The following is an 18,233-nucleotide window of genomic DNA, read 5'->3' on the forward strand; positions in this document are numbered from 1 at the left end:
TATGGCTACCCCCAAGATTTCCGTTGTCGTTCCCATCTATAAAGTGGAGGAGTGCCTGGCCTGGTGCCTGGACTCCCTGCTTGCGCAGGACATGCCCGATTGGGAAGGCGTGCTGGTCAACGATGGCTCGCCGGACGGCTCGCGCGATATTGCGGCTGCCTATTGCGAAAAGGACGCGCGCTTTACGCTGGTCGATAAGGAGAACGGCGGCCTGTCGAGTGCGCGTAATGCAGGCATCGCCGCGTCCACGGCGCCTATCGTTGCGTTTTTGGATTCCGACGACCGATTTACGCCCGATGCATGCCGCGTGATCGTCGATGCCTTTGAGCGCGAGGACTGCGACGTTTTGACCTTTGGCGCGAATCCGTATCCGCTTGAGGCGGGGTATCCGTGGCTTAACTATGTGCTGAGCCCGCGCGATGTGTCGTTTGAAGGCTATAGCTCCGACCTACTGTTTAAGGAAGCATCTCGCCCGTTTGCATGGCGCACCGCCTGCAAGCGTGAGTTTTTGCTGGGCAACGGGATCGTATTCGACGAAACCGTTAAGTATGGCGAGGACCAGGTCTTCGATTTTGCCGTGTACGGTCGTTCGCACAAGACCGCGCTTATCTCGAACAAGCTGTATGATTACCGCGTGGCGCGCAAGGGTTCGCTCATGGACACCATGCGCTACGACGACGAGACGCGTCTGCTGGAGCACGTGAAGATTTACTCTGCGGTGCTGGCTGACTGGCAGCGCGACGGTCTCGATGCTCAGCATGCCGATGACCTGGCGTACTTCCTCTGCGATCTGGTGCTGTACGATGCGCTCAGGCTGTTGAGTACGGATTGCGGCAAGGTGTTTGCTGCCGTTGCCACGGCGCTTGCCGGTTCTGCCGTGGGCAGCGATGCTGCGCTCGCACAATGCGCTCCTTCTGTTGCTGCTATGGTGCGTGCGGCGCTTACCAGCAAGGCCCCCAATGTCCGTGCGTGCAAAAAGCTCATGTTCGATTACGATGTCTTGAGGTTTGGGCGCCTGGGTGCCTGCAAGCGCGTGGCAGCGAACGCCCTGGGAAAGCGAGAAGTGTAGATGAGTATCAAGCGTTTGGCACTTTGCCGCAGCCAGGGCCGTCTTTTTGTGCTGCTTCGTTTTGCCGGTCAGGATGTCGCCGCGCTTATTGAGCGGGAGGCCTCTCAGGCGTTTGCCCATGCGACTACGAGCGGTTCTTGTTTGCCGTCACTGGTGCTCCCGGTCGATCATGGCCGTGTGCTGGCGCTATGCCCTTCTGTTTCCGATTACGAGCGCGAGCTCGCCGTTTTGGTGCTTCCGTTTTTGGATGGCTCGTCGATGGATGCCGTTTTTGCATCCGGTGGCCAAAGGTTGGGCTCTATTCATCTCGATAGCCGCGTGGCCAAATTGGAATCCAAGATTAACTACAAAGCAAAGCCTGCGCTGTGCGCGCTTATCCGCGATGCGCAGCGTGGCGAACACTGCGGCCGCTACGAGATCGATGCCATTCGCTATTTGCCGGCAGACGTCGGCGCGGTGTGGCGCTATGAGGTTACCTGGGCGGGAGACCCCCAGTGCGCGCCTGAGCTCCAGATCTTCGATACGCATATGAATGCCATCGATGTTACCGTGCATGTGTTTGAATCGCAGGTCGATGTTCCGCAGCAGAACGGATGCCGCATCAATAAATCGTATCTGAGCGTTGAGATGCCTCAGGATATACGAGATTTTGTCGCGATCGTGAGCGATCCCACAGAGCGGATCCAAAGCGGGTTTTGCGCCATGGATGGTCGCCTGTACAACGGCATGGTCGACGACAGCTGGAACCGTATGAAGGACGCGCGTGCAGACGACGCAGCTTATCGACGTTGGTTTGAGCAGCATCGCGCAAAGCCGGGCGATTTGGCGTGCCAGCGTGTCGCTTCGGCGGCCTTTGCCTATAGACCGCTCGTGAGCATTGTGGTGCCGTGCTACAAGACTGATCGGGTCTACCTGCGCGAGCTGCTGGAATCGGTGCAAGCCCAGAGCTATGACAACTGGGAATTGCTGCTTATGGACGCCTCGCCCGAATGGGACGCGGTGGCCACCCTTGCGGCAGGTGCCAACGACGAGCGCATCCGTCGCATCGAGCTTCCCGGCAACGGCGGCATTGTGGTCAACACCAACGCAGGTATCGAGCAAGCGACAGGCGACTACATCGCTTTCTTGGACCACGATGACATTCTGGAACCGGACGCGTTATTCCAGTATGTTTCCGCGCTGAACAAGGCGGCCGAGGGCGAGCGTCCCCAGGTCCTGTTCTGTGATGAGGACATGTTCCAGAAAACGGGGGAGTGGGGCCAGCCGGTCTTTAAGACCGTACTCAACGTCGACCTGCTCTATAGCCATAACTGCGTGACGCATTTCCTGATGGTGGAGAAGGCGCTCATCGATCACATTGGTATGTCCCCAGAAGACGTTGCGGGCGCCCAGGACTACGACTTGACGCTTCGCTGCCTTGCAGCCGGCGCGCGCTTTGAGCACGTTGCGCATGTGCTGTATCACTGGCGCGTGCATCCGGGATCGACCGCCGATGGCTCTGCCGATAGCAAGCCGTATGCCATTGAAGCGGGTCGTCTTGCGCTGCAGCGCCACTTTAACGCGCTGGGCGTTCACGGAACGGTCGAGGAGACCGAGACGCCGTTTGTCTACCGCATGCGCCATGCGCTGCCGGAGCCTGCGCCGCTGGTGAGCATTGTGATCCCCACCAAGGATCACATTGAGACGCTCGATGCCTGTGTGATGTCGATCGCCCAGAAGGCCACGTATACCAATTACGAGATCGTCTTGGTGGAGAACAACAGTGAAGCCCCGGAGACGTTTGCGTATTACGAAACCCTGCCAGAGCGCGTGGCTGCAGCATCCGAAGGCAAGGGCATCGCGCGCGTTGTGTACTGGCCGGGCGAGTTCAATTACTCTCAGATCATCAATTTTGGTGTGAAGCACGCCAAGGGTGACTACCTGCTGCTGCTGAACAACGATACCGAGGTCATAAGCCCGGACTTTATCGAAGAGATGATGGGCTATCTGCAGCGTCCCGATGCGGGCGTGGTGGGCGCCAAACTCTACTTTGCCGATCATCTGGTGCAGCATGCCGGCATTTTGATTGGCGTGCGTGGCGCACTTGCCCATGCCAACCAGGACTTCTCGGCAAAGCGCGAGGGCTATCTTGCCCGTGCCGTGCGCCCGGGCAACTTTAGCGCCGTGACGGGTGCCTGCCAGATGGTGCGACGCGACGTATTTGAGCGCGTCGGCGGCTACAACGAGGAATTCGCCGTCGGTTTTAACGACGCAGACTTTTGCCTGCGCGTGTGGGAGGCGGGTTACCGCACCATCTTTACGCCCTATGCCGAGCTGTACCACTACGAGTTCACCTCGCGCGGCAGGGAAGAGGCCAACGAGGAAAAGCTGCGCCGCTGGAAGCGTGAGCAGGCGCTGTTCATGCAGCACTGGCCTGAGTTCTTCCTCGATGGCGACCCGTGGCTCGGACCAAACCTATCCTCCGACAGTGAGTACTTCTCGTTTTAGTGCGAAGTAATGCCAAGGTCCGGCAAAGTATCCTCCAGAGCTGCAAGAGCGGTGGGGTTCAGGTACTCCTCGTTCAAGCAGCTCTTGTCATATCGAAAACGTGTGTCTCGTGAGCATTCGATGAGTTCTGCAGTAAAGAACTTCTCCCAGCTAAAGAACTTTGAGCTTTCGATATGTTCAGCGGGGTTAAGCAGCATGTCCTTAATGTGTTTGCTGTTGAATAATCCCGACTTCAACACGAGCCATTCAAACGATTCCGGTAGGAATAGCTTGATGTTCTTTCGGCGCAATAGAGCAGCTGCTTCCGCAATTTCTGGTCCAAAGGCGGCACCGTCGGCAATCACGAGGATGTCGTTTTCCGGTGCGTCCATAATGCAGTTGCAAATATTTGATTTGCCTCCCGCGCTGATGCATTTAATGCTGCTCTTTTTGCATAGCAAACTGAAGAATTCGTAGCCCGAATTTGTGTCCTCGACAATGACAAGCTCGGGCCTCTCGCCTCTAAAATCAGTATCACCGTAAATACGATATGTAGAGGTGTAGACACGAGAGTAAACGGGATACTTCGTTGTGGTTCGGTTGGTGTTCTTAAGACCGTAGATTTCATCAACGCTATAGGGCAGTTGGCGCAGTGACTCTCTGGCGACAATTACGTAGTAGTTTGAGCTACGCTTTGCTTCATGGGCAAATTCTCTTGATCGAACAAAAGTATTGCCCTCATCAATAAAAACAATACTGCTGGAAATCTCTTGGAGATCTCTACGCCAATATTTTCCAGATATTGTTTTACAGGGCACTTTGCAACTTACTGTTACGCCGCTTTGTGCCCCAAGCTCTTCGTGAGCTGCCACCATATCAAGCAGAGTTGTCTTGCCTGTAGCACTGTTACCTTGGATGATGGTCAGATTTCTATTGATGGTCAGTTTAAACTGAACCCGGTTATTTTGAATAATTACCTTGTATGATCCGCGCATCAGGAGTTCTCCCTTAGGCATTTTCCAGCTATGGGGACAAGGTCAAACATTGTGTGGACTATATCGCCCGTATTTGCAATGGTTACCGTGAATTTGCCGTTTCCAAAATCCATTATGTGGTAGAGATTGATTGTTAGATCCTTTTGCGCGGCGATCCTCAGAATCCAGTAGGCGCAATTATCACCGCAATTTGAGGCGTTATATATATTCTGCGGCATAAAGTACATAAGCAGTAGCGTTTTGGTGCCGCTGGATAGTTTCTCGGGAGGAATGATGCCTAGAATCTTGGTATCGATTGCATTGGGGCCTACCACGGTGCCTTTGTCGATGGATTTTATGACCCTTTGGGCAAAGGAGTCTTGAAACCACTGGGGCGAATATACGTTATCGAAGTAAACGGACGTGTTGTAGATAACGTTTTCCATATCACCATAGTGAATTGTTAGCACGTCAGCTCCTTCGGCTTGCTGATTTGGCATCTAGTGAGATTGATTATATCGCAGCACATGAGGCGGGCGTTATCGGCCCGCGGTAGATGTGATTGATGACCAAGGTTTGTATTTTGTTGCTTTATTATTCAGTTCACTCGTTTAATCAGTTCGCTCATGCGCTAAGTTTGCCTTAGAAGCTATTTAGCGTAACGGTTGAGGTGTGGCGACTCATATTTAAATTGCAGTCACAAAGACACCTTTTATCGATTTCCCGTTGAAATACTGAATTGATAGTTTAAAAATAACTTAAGAGAGCCTTAAATCTCGGAAAAAGGATGTCGTATGAAAAACCTTCGAGAAAGATGGCACGGACTAACAGTGCTGGGAGTTGTTGCATTTGCTGCTGCCTGCATGACGGTTGCCCCGGCGCCCTCATTTGCTGATATTGCTGGCGGTGGCGGAGGCGGTGGACCGATTACGGAATGGTGTTCCGACGGTCGTCCGAAGACTGGACTCGTTCGGTGCGAGGACGGCAACCTTCGCTATTTCGATCCCGAAACTGGCGCCATGGTCACGAACCAGTGGCATAACGAATACGAAGCTGTCTGGTACTATTTTGGCGCTGACGGGACCGCGGTGTCGGGCTGGCAGTCTATCGGTGGGGACAAGTATTACTTCTATCCCGAAAACCATGATATGGCATACGGCCGAGTTCAGATTGACGGCAAGAACTACTTCCTGAACACCCCTGGTGCCAACGCCGATGGCCGCATGCAGCATAGTGGCTGGTTCTACGACTCCATCTACGGAAAGTGGTCCTATGCGACCTCCGACGGTGAGCTATTGACCGGTTGGCATAATCTCGGCGGGGCTTGGTACTATTTCAACGAATCTGGGGTCATGCTGACTGGCTGGATCAACGATTCGGGTACCTGGTACTACACTAATGCCTCCGGTGCGATGGTCACTGGCTGGCTCAACATCGGCGGTACGTGGTTCTACCTCGACGGCTCGGGCGCCATGGTCGCTAACAGCTGGCGCAGCCTCGGCGGCTCCTGGTACTGGTTCGGCGACTCCGGTGCAATGGCCACTGGCTGGTTCTTGGCAGGCGGCTCTTGGTACTATGCGAGCGGTTCGGGCGCCATGGCAACCGGCTGGCTCAGCAATGGCGGCACGTGGTATTGGCTCGGAGGTTCGGGCGCTATGGCCTCTAACTCTTGGGCTAACGTTGGTGGAGTTTGGTACTGGTTCGACGATTCCGGCGCGATGGCCACCGGCTGGCGTCAGGTCGGCGGCGCCTGGTACTACTTTAGCGGTTCCGGCGCTATGGCTCACGACGCCTGGGTCGGCGACTACTACCTCCAGTCTTCCGGTGCCATGGCTACGAATGCCTGGGTTGGCTCCTACTATGTCGGCGAGGACGGCAAGTGGATTCCGGGCTACGGTTTAGTTTGGTATAAGAACGGTAGCGATGTTTACCATACGCATAAGTGCCGTACCGTTGGTAAGGACGCAAAGGGCTATTCGCAGATCTCTATTCAGGAGGCCCAGAGGCGTGGCGCTTCACGAGAGTGCAAAAACTGCCAGCAAATTGGCTAGCACATTACTGAGCTAGTTTTGATTGAGGCCCCGTTGCCCTGAAGCGACGGGGCCGCTGCGTGATTGGATACCGTGCTGTTATGAAGAAATGGTCATTCGGAGTGCTGGCTTTTTCGGGCCTCATTTCTTTTGGGCTCCTTTTGGGTTCGCCCTCGATGTTATACGCCCTTGATTCGAATAACACTGACGAAGGTCCCGCATCTAACGTTGCTATTGCTTCTGTCGAGTCAGGCGTTGATGCTCAGCGCGAATCGACCTTCGCTGTCGAGCAGAACTCTCAGGTGGATAATGAGACCCCTTCCGAGGTTTCGAATCAAATTATTTGGCATCAGGGGTGGATATCACCCGAAGAAGGGGCTGGTTTTTGGCGTTGGGGCTTGTCCGACGGAACAATCGCTGTTTCTTCTTGGAGACATATAGACGGTAGCTGGTACTGGTTCGACGACGAAGGTCGAATGGCTCAGGATGGGTTGGTTCAAGTCGGGGGTGCGACGTATGCCTTCTCCTCTTCGGGCGCAATGCGTGTCGGCTGGTACCTAGATTCTACGGGCTCCACTTCTGCTTGGCGTTATTTCTCCGGTTCTGGCGCCATGGTAAAAGGCTGGCTTTCAGACGGCAGCAACTGGTATTGGCTGGATGATGAGGGCAAGATGGTCCACGATGCGATGCTGCAGATTGGGGGAGCCACGTATGGATTCTCTTCTTCTGGTGCAATGCTTATCGGATGGCATCTTGATGCTTCTGTCTGGCATTATTTTTCCGGCTCTGGCGCTCTGGTAAAGGGCTGGCTCTCGGATGGGGGTCGTTGGTACTGGCTTGATCCTGCAGACGGTTCTATGGCCACCGGGCTGAATGAATGCAATGGCACCTCTTATATCTTTAACAGTTCAGGGGCCATGCTATCCTCCCAGTGGGCACTTATTGACAACAACTGGTATTACGCTGACTCCAACGGCTTACTGCATGGAGGTTGGTTACTTCTAGGGAATTCTTGGTATTACCTGGATCCAGGAAGCCATATTATGCTCACGGGCTTTGTGCAAGTGGGCTCGTCCACCTATTTCCTTACGAGCTCAGGTGCCATGGCAACAGGCTGGGCACTTGCTGATGGTACTTGGTATTACGCCGCATCAAACGGAGCTATTCAACGAGGGCGATGGATAAAGTCCGGAAGCGCCTGGTATTACCTTGATGATGTATCCGGCGCAATGCGTACTGGTGAATTTGCGGTAGGAAGCAAGCGCTATTTTTCTTATGATTCCGGTGCAATGGCATCTTCGTGCTGGATCAACTTGAACGATGGTATGGTATGGGCGAATTCGTCTGGAGCACTGAGCGAGCCGTTGCCTACTTCATCTGATGGATCTCCTGTAGTCGCTGATCGTACTGACTCGTCTTCATTGCCAGGTGTGATTCATATTGGAGATGCGGTTTTCTATGCGGATGCGAATGGTGTCGTTAACGTGGCGTCTGGTTGGATTATGTCGAAAGACGCTTCTGACGAAAGTGGCAATACTTGGTACTACGCATCTTCCAATGGTGTCCTTAAGTCTGGTTGGCAATATGTCAACGGTGCGTGGTATTGGATGGACCCCTCCACATTCAAGATGAAAACTGGATGGCTTAATGACGGCGGTACGTGGTACTGGCTCCAGCCTTCGGGTGCCATGTTTGCTAACGGGTGGCTGAAAATCGATGGCGTTGACTATTACTTCAATGCAAGTGGTGCATGGTTGAATACGTCTGGTTCTGTTTTGGGGGTCAATAGGTCCAGCTTGGTCAATTGGCTTATGAGCCACGAAAACGACGGCTATTACCGTGGAACACGCTACGACACGCATCTCAGCCAGGAAACGTGCATGTACCCAAAGGGTGATCCGCGTTGGGACGGTTATACGGGCATGAATTGTGGTGGATTTGTATCGCATGCATATATGAAGGCGGGCGGGAATTTAGCTCCCATTGCCGCCGAGCAGAGCCATTCCCCTTGGAGTGGAGGTCCCGGAAGGGGCGGCTGCGTAAACGCTTATCGTTGGTACGGCTACGCTATCGATACGTGTGCGAACGTGACTTATTTCAACTCTATTGATGAGTTGTTACGTAGTGGTTTGGCTCGTAAGGGGGACATTGTGTTCTTCAATCCTTACAACCCATATGCGGACGATAGCCACATTGGCTTTTTCTGGGGCAATTCGCCGAGCGAAAATTTGTTCTGGCATAGTGATGGTTATGGAAATCGCATCTCCGGTTTGACCGCTTTGGGCCCATCGAAAGTAATACTGATTCGTTAGAATTCCGAGTTGTAGGGGACTCTCTGGGCCCCCTACCTTTTTGACATCTGGTTTGAAAGTTTATTTGAAGTCGGTATTCTTGGGGGCAAGAGGAGGGGGCAATGAGCCTGCGGGTTCAACCCTGCCGGTAAGTTCTTCTTTTCTTTGCAGCATTGCGCCCAACTATTTATTGTCCTAGATGGCATCTTGTCCTGTTAGATGTTCGGGAATCTTTCATAGCTATGCTGTAAGCTAGACGCAATCAAGAGCGAATGACGAGGTTTACATGAACAAACATCTTAAGTTGTTTTCGGCATTGTTGGTGCTGATGCTCTTTGCGCCCGTTTCTATGTTTGTATGCCCTGCGGATGCAGAGGCTGCTCAGACTCTGGTTGAGAATTCTTGGCGTTATGAGGGTGGACAATTAGTTTCAGATGATGCTTCTTCCGAAGAAGACGGAATAGCTTTATTGTCTATGGACGCTCTTCCCGATGGGGTTACAGCTCAGGGCATTGACGTCAGCGAGCACCAAGGGCGTATTGATTGGGACGCAGTTAAAGCTTCTGGCATCGATTTCGCTATTCTGCGCGTTGGGTTTGGCGCTCCGTCTTTCGGCGGTCGAGTTGACTATCAATTTAATCGAAATATTTCTGAGTGCGAGCGACTCGGAATTCCCTACGGCGTCTATGTCTATTCATATGCTTTTGATAATCAACAGGCAGCCGATGAGGCGTCCATGGTGATTGACTGCCTATCGGGGCACAATCCTAGGCTACCGGTGTATTACGATCTTGAGGACAAGACAATTATTGCAGATGGTCGTCAATCCGGAATTGCATCTAGAGCTCAGACATTCTGTAATAAGATTTCTAGTGCTGGATATAAGCCAGGCATTTATGCAAACCTAAATTGGTTTAACAATATATTGACCGACCCTGTATTTAAAAGCGGTTCTTGGGATCATTGGATTGCTCAATACAACTCCCAATGTCACTATACCGCCAGTTACAGCTTTTGGCAGTATACAAGCCGCGGAAAAGTTTCTGGTATTAGCGGAAATGTTGATATGAATTACGCGTATGTTGATGTCTCTCTTTATTACTGGCAGTTAAAAGAGGGCACTTGGTATTACGCAACCTCTGACGGCAAAGCGTATACCGGATGGTTGCGCCAGGGCGGAGCCTGGTATTGGCTCGACCCCGACGCGGGCGGTGTAATGGCCACCGGGCTCTACGAGTGCAACGGCTCCATGTACTGGTTCAACGCCTCCGGCGCGATGGCGACCGGATGGGTCCTCGACGGCGGCACCTGGTACTACGCGACTGGCTCCGGCGCGCTGGCGCGCGGCCCCGTTTCCGTCGGCGGCGTGCCCTACTGCTTCGACGCCCGGACGGGGGCCATGCTGACGGGTTACCAGACTGATGCGCAGGGCGTCCGCCGCTACTTCGGCAGCTGCGGTCCCCTTAACGGCTGGGGCCTCGTCGACGGCTCCTGGTATTGGTTCGCTGACGGTATCGCCTCGACCGGCTGGCTTTACACCGGGGGCTCCTGGTACTGGCTCGACCCCGACGCGGGCGGCGCCATGGCGACGGGCCTCCATTCGTGCAACGGTTCCGCATACTGGTTCAACAGCTCCGGCGCAATGGCGACCGGATGGGTCCTCGACGGCGGGACCTGGTACTACGCGACTGGCTCCGGCGCCCTCGCCTCCGGCTGGCTCAACCTAAACGGTGCGTGGTACTGGCTCGATCCCTCGACGCACGCCATGGCCACTGGGCTCCACGAGTGCAACGGCTCCGCGTACTGGTTCAACGCCTCCGGCGCGATGGCGACCGGTTGGGTCCTCGACGGCGGCACCTGGTACTACGCGACGGGATCAGGCGTGCTGGCCTCCGGCTGGGCATACGTCGGCGGCGCCTGGTACTGGCTTGACCCCACGACGCACGCAATGACTACGGGTGTTCAAGAAATCGATGGGGTGCAATACTCTTTTGCTAGCAATGGTGTATGGCTTGGCTAGCAGCTCTTCTTTAATTGCTTTTTTCTAATTACATATTGCTCTTAGCCATCCATTTGTAGACTATGTTTATGTAAAAATTGGTTACTACTGGGGGCTGCACATGGCAAGGAAAAAGCGAATAATATTAATCCTAATCATTCTTTCAACCCTACTGCTCGCTGGGCCCGGTGTGGTTGATATCGCGAACGCAGAACCCATAAGCTCCTCTATCCCTACTGATATTGAGAGGCAATCCGTCCCCTCGACTCTTTCTCCTTCCGATTCAATCGATGATGGTCCTGCTCAAGAATCCGTTAAATGGAATCTGGGTTGGAATTCGTTTGACGGCAACTGGTTCTATGTGGATTCAGTCAATCCGGTCTCGTTGCATTCTGGCTGGCTCTATACCAATGGGGCCTGGTACTGGCTCGATCCCTCGACGCACGCCATGGCCATCGGGCTCCATGAGTGCAATGGCTCCGCATACTGGTTCAATGGCTCCGGCGCGATGGCGACCGGATGGGTGCTCGACGGCGGGACCTGGTACTACGCGACGGGCTCAGGCGCGCTGGCCTCCGGCTGGCTCAACCTAAACGGTGCGTGGTGCTGGCTCGATCCCTCGACGCACGCCATGGCGACGGGCTTTCACGAGTGCAACGGCTCCCTGTACTGGTTTAATTCGTCCGGCGCGATGGCGACCGGTTGGGTGCTCGACGGCGGGACCTGGTACTACGCGACGGGCTCCGGCGCGCTGGCGCGCGGCCCCGTATCCGTCGGCGGCGTGCCCTACTGCTTCGACGCCCGGACGGGGGCCATGCTGACGGGTTACCAGACTGATGCGCAGGGCGTCCGCCGCTACTTCGGCAGCTGCGGCCCTCTTAACGGCTGGGGCTTCGTCGACGGCTCCTGGTACTGGTTCGCTGACGGTATCGCCTCGACCGGCTGGCTTTACACCGGCGGTTCCTGGTACTGGCTCGACCCCGACGCGGGCGGCGCCATGGTGACGGGCCTCCACGCGTGCAACGGCTCAGCGTACTGCTTCAGCGCCTCCGGCGCGATGGCGACCGGATGGGTCCTCGACGGCGGGACCTGGTACTACGCGACTGGCTCCGGCGCCCTCGCCTCCGGCTGGCTCAACCTAAACGGTGCGTGGTACTGGCTCGATCCCTCGACGCACGCCATGGCCACGGGCGTTCAAACTATCGGATCATGTGAATACATATTTAATAGTACCGGCAAGATGATGGCTAATTGCTGGTCAAACGGTGATGGGTCTTGGATGTATCATTCGTCATCCAGCGGCGCAATTGACCTTAAAGGCATCATGACCGATTCGGGAATCCAGCTGATTGACGACGACGGTAATGCCAGAACTGGTTGGATTGAGAGTCAGGGTGCTCGATATTATTGTTCTGCTAGTGGAGTAATTCTGACTGGGTGGCAGCAAATTGCTGGGTCTTGGTATTACTTTAACCCGGATGGTCGAATGGCGACCGGCTGGCTTAACGATGGCAGCAACTGGTACTGGCTGGATTCCGCTTCTGGCGCGATGAAAACGGGATGGCTTTCCCTTGGGGGCACATGGTATTACCTTGATGCCGCACGTGGGGGAGTAATGTTGAGCAACGGTTGGTATTGGATCGGCTCTACTGACTACAAGTTCAGTTCATCCGGCGCAATGGTTGGCGCTTGGGTCGATGTCCCGTGCTATTCGCAGTACCCGGAACTTCCTACTGGCTGTGAGTCGGTTGCCCTTACAAACTTGCTTAACTACTATGGTTTCGGTTTAGGTAAGACGATTATTGCGGATTATTACTTGCCCAAGGGAAGCAACGGCAACTTTGTTACCGCCTTTGATGGCAACCCAAGGCGTAGCAGCGGGGGTCTCATGGGATGCGTCGCCCCTGCGATTACTATTGCTGGTAATAACTTTCTGCGCGCTGCGGGAAGTATCATGCAGGCAAAAGACGTTTCTTTCTCGTCAATTTCTTCCATTAAGAACAGACTGACCTGTGGACAACCTGTTGAGATGTGGAATACCGAATGGGGAAGTTGGCCAGGAGGCCGTTATGCTGCTCGTTGGTATAACGGGCATTCCTATGGTCTGTGGGGCGGTAATCATGCCGTAGTCCTTAAAGGCTATGATGACGAGCAGGGAATTGTCTATCTTTCGGATTCGATTAACGGCAATGTTACGCGAAATGCCCAGGTGTTCTTCGGCACGTGGCAACAGATGGATAGCCAGGCTGTGGTAATTGAATAGCCATGATGCTAAAAGGGGAGAGCTCGTCGAGCTCTCCCCTTTTACTATATTGTTAATCAAGCTACGCCGTCTTATTACGTCCAAATAGTTCGTCCCAGTTACTAGCTGCCAAAACTGTTCCGCATACAATTACAACGCAGCAGATTACGGATGCCATATCGGGAATTGTTCCAAGCAAGATCAGGCCAAAGACCACCGACCATGCCGAATAGGAGATATTCAGAGCCATCGCACGCGCTGCTCCGATTGCCGCAATCCCCTTGTAATAGAACAGATAGGATGCAGTTCCTGCGAGTCCGGCGAGTGCAATAATCAATGTAGGCATGCTCGGGATGGCACCCAGCGTGAAATGCCATGCTCCGAAGAGGGGGAGTACAAGCACTCCATAAACAAGCGCACTTGTAGTTTCGCGGATTTGCAAAGCCGTTTCGTCATCAACGGCATCATCTTTCATTCCCCATGCGCACAGCACCGCTTCGGATCCCCATCCGATAACAGTAAGCACCGCGCCGAGTAAGCCGAGGGGGGCATTTGCAATCTCGCTCGATCCGGCCGATAGATAGCCCATCGTCATTACGCCGCAAAGAGCAACGAGAAGGGAAAGAATCTGTCCTTTGCCCATTTTCTCCTTCAGCAGCACGAAAGAAAGGAATGCTCCGACAGCGGGATAGAAGGCGGATATAATTGCCGTGTAGGCTGCTCCGATATTATTAATCGCCAATACGTATCCGGTCATTCCGATAGGTCCACCGAGCAGTGCGCCGGCGATGACGACCTTGCCCGAACGAGTTTTAAGTGCAGCGAGCGTGTCTTTTAATCTGCCTCGAACTCCCATGTACCCAAAGAGCCAGATCGCACAGAAGGCATCATGGAGAAAAGATCCCGCAATGGAGGCACATGCAAGCGCTTCCGCCGATCCAATATAGGGCGCGAGCGCCAAACCGATTCCAAGTATTACTGTATCAAGGCCCCAAAGAAGACCGCTAAAAAAGCCGAATTGCATCGTTACTCACCTTTTCGATAGATCTCCAGTGCCTTTTTAAGGTATTTGGCACTGTAATTGAAGTAGATATAGAGCCATTCGCCTACGAAGTCGCCTTCGGCTTCTTTCAGAAGAGACCAGAGGTACCAGCACCATCCTGCAAGGGCAATGTGCGCATAGTTATGTGCAACTTCGTTGTTTGTTGCCTTGCGCCCAAAATATGCATCAAGCGCGCGGTCGACTTCATCTTCGGAAAGCTCGCAGCAGACACTGCACGTTCCAAAATCGTTTGCATAATCGCTCATGCCAGCATATTCCCAGTCAATGAGATAGTACTTGTCGTTTTCATCGATAAGGAAATTGAGGTAAAAGAAGTCATTGTGACAAAGGCATTTTGGCGCATTGTCGGCCTGGACAAAGTGCTCCAATTCATCGATTTCGGCGGCCATTTCCCTGTAGCCTGGAATGTCGATAGGGCCTTTTTCCAGAAGAAGTGATTCGTAGCGCTTCGCTTCGAGGTAGAAGTCAAATTCGGTTTCGACATTTGCACCGCTCTCGTGAAGCGAACGACACATCTGCATCATTCGATTCATTTGGGCATCATCATGCGGATCAGGCTGCTTTGCGTTGGGTACAAACTTCGAAATTTTCCAACCGCGCTTTGGGTCCTCATGAATGAACGTGTCGTCAAGGCCGAGTTCCTTGGCCTTTTTAAGTGCGGCTACTTCTCCATTTCTGTTAATAAGCAGTTCGGTCCCGACTCCCGGATGGCGGTAAACGTACTCTCCGTCATTGGTTCTAAAGTGGCACGATAGATTCGTAAGACCTTGTTTAAGGGGATAAACGTCGTGAATCTCTGATTTGGAGCAGCCGAGCACTTGCTCGATGTTATCGAAAATATCGGAGTCAACGTTTTCGATAAAATGCGGATCAAAGACACGCAGCTCATCAAGAGAATCGAATTCGTTAATCTCGCCCTCAGGATACTTTTTGATCACCATATCGAGCTCCTTGATGTGCTCGATATATAGATCTTCCCAAAGCTTGTCCGTTGTTTCGGGCTTGTTATATTCCGTTTCAAGAATCTGCTTAAATGCAAGTGAGAAGGCTTTATCAAAGTAGACATGTCCGAGCATATACCAAGCATCGGAACCGCCAATCGTAACATTGGTGATTCTATCCATTGCTCCCGTTTGAATGCACCATTCTTTGGTGGCGCCTTCAGCATATTGAGCAGAATAAAATGCTTTCCAAACATATGCTTCAAACGGATTGTTTAGAAGGTAATCATCGCTTGAGCAAATGTAGGTGTTGCCAAGCCGCTCTTTTACGCACATAAGCGATGCGTGGTTATTTTTGGATGCGTATTCGTTGTTGACGACAATCGAAACGCCGAACTTGCTTTCAAGATAGAAGAAATACTCTTTTTTATAGCCGACAACGACGGTGATATTGCTGATACCCGCGTCTTGCAGCTGCCTAATCTGACGCTCAATGAGAATCTCACCACGTACTTTTAAAAGGCCTTTGGGCTTTTCATACGAAATAGGAGCAAAGCGGCTCGAAAGCCCCGCAGCTAATATCACTGCGTTTTCAACCTTATAGGGGTGAAGTGCTTCGTAACCATTGTCGGTTAGGCTGTCCGATTCGAGAAGGCCCTCATTCGTAAGCTCTTTATTTGCTGCGTTTACTGATCCAAGTGAAAGGCCGGTGCGCTCGGCGACTTCTCGCTGGCTGGCATATGGGTTCTTTAAGTATTCGTATAGAACTGTAAAGTTACGCTTGGTCAGTTCCACTGCAGGCCTCCAATTAAGATGTTCATTGCTTAGGGAAAGAATAGAATGATTGAACGTTATGTTCAATTTAATATATTAATCTACATAGACTGAACAGACAGTAACGAAAATCAATCTTGGAATGTGGATTAAAATAAATAAATGAGATATCTGGGAGGGTCGCTTATGTATCGATTCGAAAAGAAGGCCACGCTTGTTTGTGCTGCTGCGTCATTAATCACTGCTTGCTGCTTGCCCCTGAGTGCGAATGTCGCGTTTGCACAGGATTCCGTTGAGGCTCAGAGTATTGAGTCAAAAGCGGTTTTTTCTTCTGTGGTTTCCGATGATTTGCAACCTGATAATTCTTCCGTCATAAAAGATGGCTGGCAACGAGACGAGTCGTCTGGAGTTTGGTATTACGGAAAAAACGGTAAACACCAAACTGGCTGGCTGCAAAGCGGGGGCTATTGGTATTGGCTTGATCCAGCCAATGATGGTGCAATGCAGACAGGTTATTTCAATGTGACCGATGCTGGCGGATCGACTGCTTCGTTTTATGCGAATGACGGCAATGCCGCAACGCCTTTTGGCGCGCTATATCAGAACTGCTGGCTACGTAACTCAGATGGAAATTGGTTTTATGCCAATGCTGGAGGCGATTTAGCTGCTGGTTGGTTTTATCAAGACGGCACATGGTATTACCTGGATCCTGCCACCCATATAATGCAGGTTGGTTTTGTCGACCTCGGGAGCGGGAAATACTATTTAGATGCCACTGGTGCTATGAAAACCGGCTGGATTCTCGTTGACGGGAATTGGTACTGGGCTTATTCATCGGGTGCCCTTGCTTCGTCATGGCAAACGATAGGTGGGGCTCGCTATTATTTTGACCCACAGACGTTCATCATGTTTAAGGGTCGTCAAAAGATTGATGGAAGAACCTACATTTTTGGTGACTATGGCCTCGCAAATGGATGGTACAAAGACGGAGCAGATTGGTATTACTGCTCTAACGGTATTGCGGCCACTGGCTGGAAACTCGTTAACGGCGCTTGGTATTATCTCGACCCAGCCTCCGATGGTAAGATGTCCGTTGGGTATTTAGACCTTGGCAATGCAGCTTATTATTTAAAGCCTAACGGGGCTATGGCTGTTGGTTGGGCTCAGGTTGAGGACGGCTGGTATTTCGCCTCCCAATCTGGTGCACTTATTTCTGGCTGGTATAAAGAGGGCACGAGCTGGTATTACCTGGACCCTGTTAGCCATCTCATGAAAACGGGCTTATTTGAGGTGGGCGGCAACGATTGTTTTGCAAACCAGAGCGGTAGGCTTATGGTTTCCAGCTGGGTTACCGTTAATGACGGCGTTCAAAGATACGCTAATGATAATGGATATCTTTGCAAGGATGTGATTCGCGAAAACGGCACTATCCTAAAAACCGCTGGAGCTGATGGTTGGCAGATTGCGTCCGGCTGGGTTAATGTCGCAAATCTTAGGTTTTACGCTGAGCCCGGAACGGGTGCCATTCATCTTGGATGGCTGCAGATTGACGGCGATTGGTATTGGCTTGATGCCGATTCTGGCGTGATGAGGACCGGATGGGTTTTTACTGGCGGTGCATGGTATTACCTAAACGCTGACGGAAAAATGGCAACTGGTTGGAAATGCTTGAATGGAACATGGTATTACCTTGAGTCCAATGGCAGCATGCATGTTGGCTGGCTTAAAGATTCGGGTAAGTGGTATTGGTTAGACGGCAGCGGCGCTATGGCAACGGGCGCAAGGACCATCGATGGCGTTCGTCGAGTTTTCTGGAGTGATGGCCAGTGCGACAAAGTTGGCTGGCAAAATCCATCCCAGTATCCTCAGGTCAGTTCTTGGACTGTTCAGCTGCCTAGCTATTGCACCGGATACTTTACCTATGTGACCCCTTCTCGCATCTCTGTCGAGGCAACGCGGGAAGATTGCGTGAACGCCTTTATCCAGCGCGCCTATGAGTATATTGGTACGCAATATATTGAGCCTTGGTCTACCGCTCCCGGTGGAGCTGTTGATTGCTCTGGTTTTGTCTTGCAGTGCCTTTATGCTACTGGCATGGATATGGGTGTTTACAACCCTTATAACCATCGCTGGGATCCAAGCCAAACCTACAATTCCATGAATTGGTATCGAAGTAATATCTTTATGCCCGTGAGTGCGAACTCAATTCAGCGTGGCGATGTGATTTATTATCGCGGGCATATCGCAATTGCACTTGGCGGCGGTATGATGATTGACTCCTGGCCTCATCAGGGCGTCGGAATTCATTCCATTAGCGCAAGGGGAAATGTGATCGGCGCAGCCCGTCCGTTTATTTAATTGATTTGCTGCAAGCCGGTCGATAT

11 protein-coding genes are annotated in these 18,233 nt (G+C 52.5%); 7 read left to right on the forward strand and 4 right to left on the reverse strand.

The features are described from left to right. The first annotated feature begins 1 nt into the window (after position 1). Positions 2-1,069: a glycosyltransferase family 2 protein gene (locus ACESWY_RS06270; protein ID WP_117746658.1), complete on the forward strand. Its 1,068-nt coding sequence runs from the start codon at positions 2-4 to the stop codon at positions 1,067-1,069. Then, positions 1,070-3,556 (forward strand): glycosyltransferase family 2 protein, encoded by a 2,487-nt coding sequence (locus ACESWY_RS06275; RefSeq protein ID WP_373093378.1) that lies wholly within the window; start codon positions 1,070-1,072, stop codon positions 3,554-3,556. It abuts the gene before it with no gap. On the opposite strand, the gene ACESWY_RS06280 is transcribed toward ACESWY_RS06275, so the two are convergent. Both ACESWY_RS06280 and ACESWY_RS06285 read right to left on the reverse strand, forming a co-directional pair. After that, a complete protein-coding gene (locus ACESWY_RS06280) occupies positions 3,553-4,530 on the reverse strand; it encodes a translation initiation factor 2 (protein WP_117746656.1) in 978 nt (325 codons plus the stop codon). The two genes, ACESWY_RS06275 and ACESWY_RS06280, sit on opposite strands and share 4 nt — an antisense overlap. Next, entirely contained in the window at positions 4,530-4,979 is a 450-nt protein-coding gene (locus ACESWY_RS06285; RefSeq protein ID WP_138112761.1) for a DUF4869 domain-containing protein, read from the reverse strand. The genes ACESWY_RS06280 and ACESWY_RS06285 overlap by 1 nt, the downstream gene beginning before the upstream one ends. A gap of 360 nt (positions 4,980-5,339) precedes the next feature. Here ACESWY_RS06285 and ACESWY_RS06290 point away from each other — a divergent pair, with 360 nt between their 5' ends. From ACESWY_RS06290 to ACESWY_RS06310, 4 genes are all read left to right on the forward strand, one after another. Beyond that, positions 5,340-6,560: a PspC-like choline-binding domain-containing protein gene (locus tag ACESWY_RS06290; RefSeq protein ID WP_158554609.1), complete on the forward strand. Its 1,221-nt coding sequence runs from the start codon at positions 5,340-5,342 to the stop codon at positions 6,558-6,560. Positions 6,561-6,619: 59 nt separating this feature from the next. Further along, the gene (locus ACESWY_RS06295) at positions 6,620-8,851 is read left to right on the forward strand and encodes an N-acetylmuramoyl-L-alanine amidase family protein (RefSeq protein ID WP_138112759.1); all 2,232 of its coding nucleotides are present in this window, start codon (positions 6,620-6,622) and stop codon (positions 8,849-8,851) included. Positions 8,852-9,305: 454 nt separating this feature from the next. Then, positions 9,306-10,850, forward strand: coding sequence for a GH25 family lysozyme (locus tag ACESWY_RS10295; RefSeq protein ID WP_505538454.1), 1,545 nt, complete (start codon positions 9,306-9,308; stop codon positions 10,848-10,850). A 100-nt stretch (positions 10,851-10,950) separates the two neighbouring features. Further along, complete coding sequence (locus ACESWY_RS06310) at positions 10,951-13,092, forward strand: C39 family peptidase (RefSeq protein WP_271760714.1); 2,142 nt, start codon at positions 10,951-10,953, stop codon at positions 13,090-13,092. A gap of 61 nt (positions 13,093-13,153) precedes the next feature. Here ACESWY_RS06310 and ACESWY_RS06315 read toward each other — a convergent pair whose 3' ends face one another. Next, a complete protein-coding gene (locus ACESWY_RS06315; protein WP_138112751.1) occupies positions 13,154-14,095 on the reverse strand; it encodes a DMT family transporter in 942 nt (313 codons plus the stop codon). 2 nt (positions 14,096-14,097) lie between these two features. Further along, positions 14,098-15,870 (reverse strand): phosphotransferase, encoded by a 1,773-nt coding sequence (locus ACESWY_RS06320; protein WP_373093382.1) that lies wholly within the window; start codon positions 15,868-15,870, stop codon positions 14,098-14,100. A 165-nt stretch (positions 15,871-16,035) separates the two neighbouring features. Here ACESWY_RS06320 and ACESWY_RS06325 point away from each other — a divergent pair, with 165 nt between their 5' ends. Next, complete coding sequence (locus tag ACESWY_RS06325; RefSeq protein ID WP_373093384.1) at positions 16,036-18,207, forward strand: NlpC/P60 family protein; 2,172 nt, start codon at positions 16,036-16,038, stop codon at positions 18,205-18,207. Positions 18,208-18,233: the final 26 nt, after the last annotated feature.

It is taken from the genome of Collinsella aerofaciens ATCC 25986, from assembly GCF_964237925.1.
Classification (GTDB): domain Bacteria; phylum Actinomycetota; class Coriobacteriia; order Coriobacteriales; family Coriobacteriaceae; genus Collinsella; species Collinsella aerofaciens_BJ.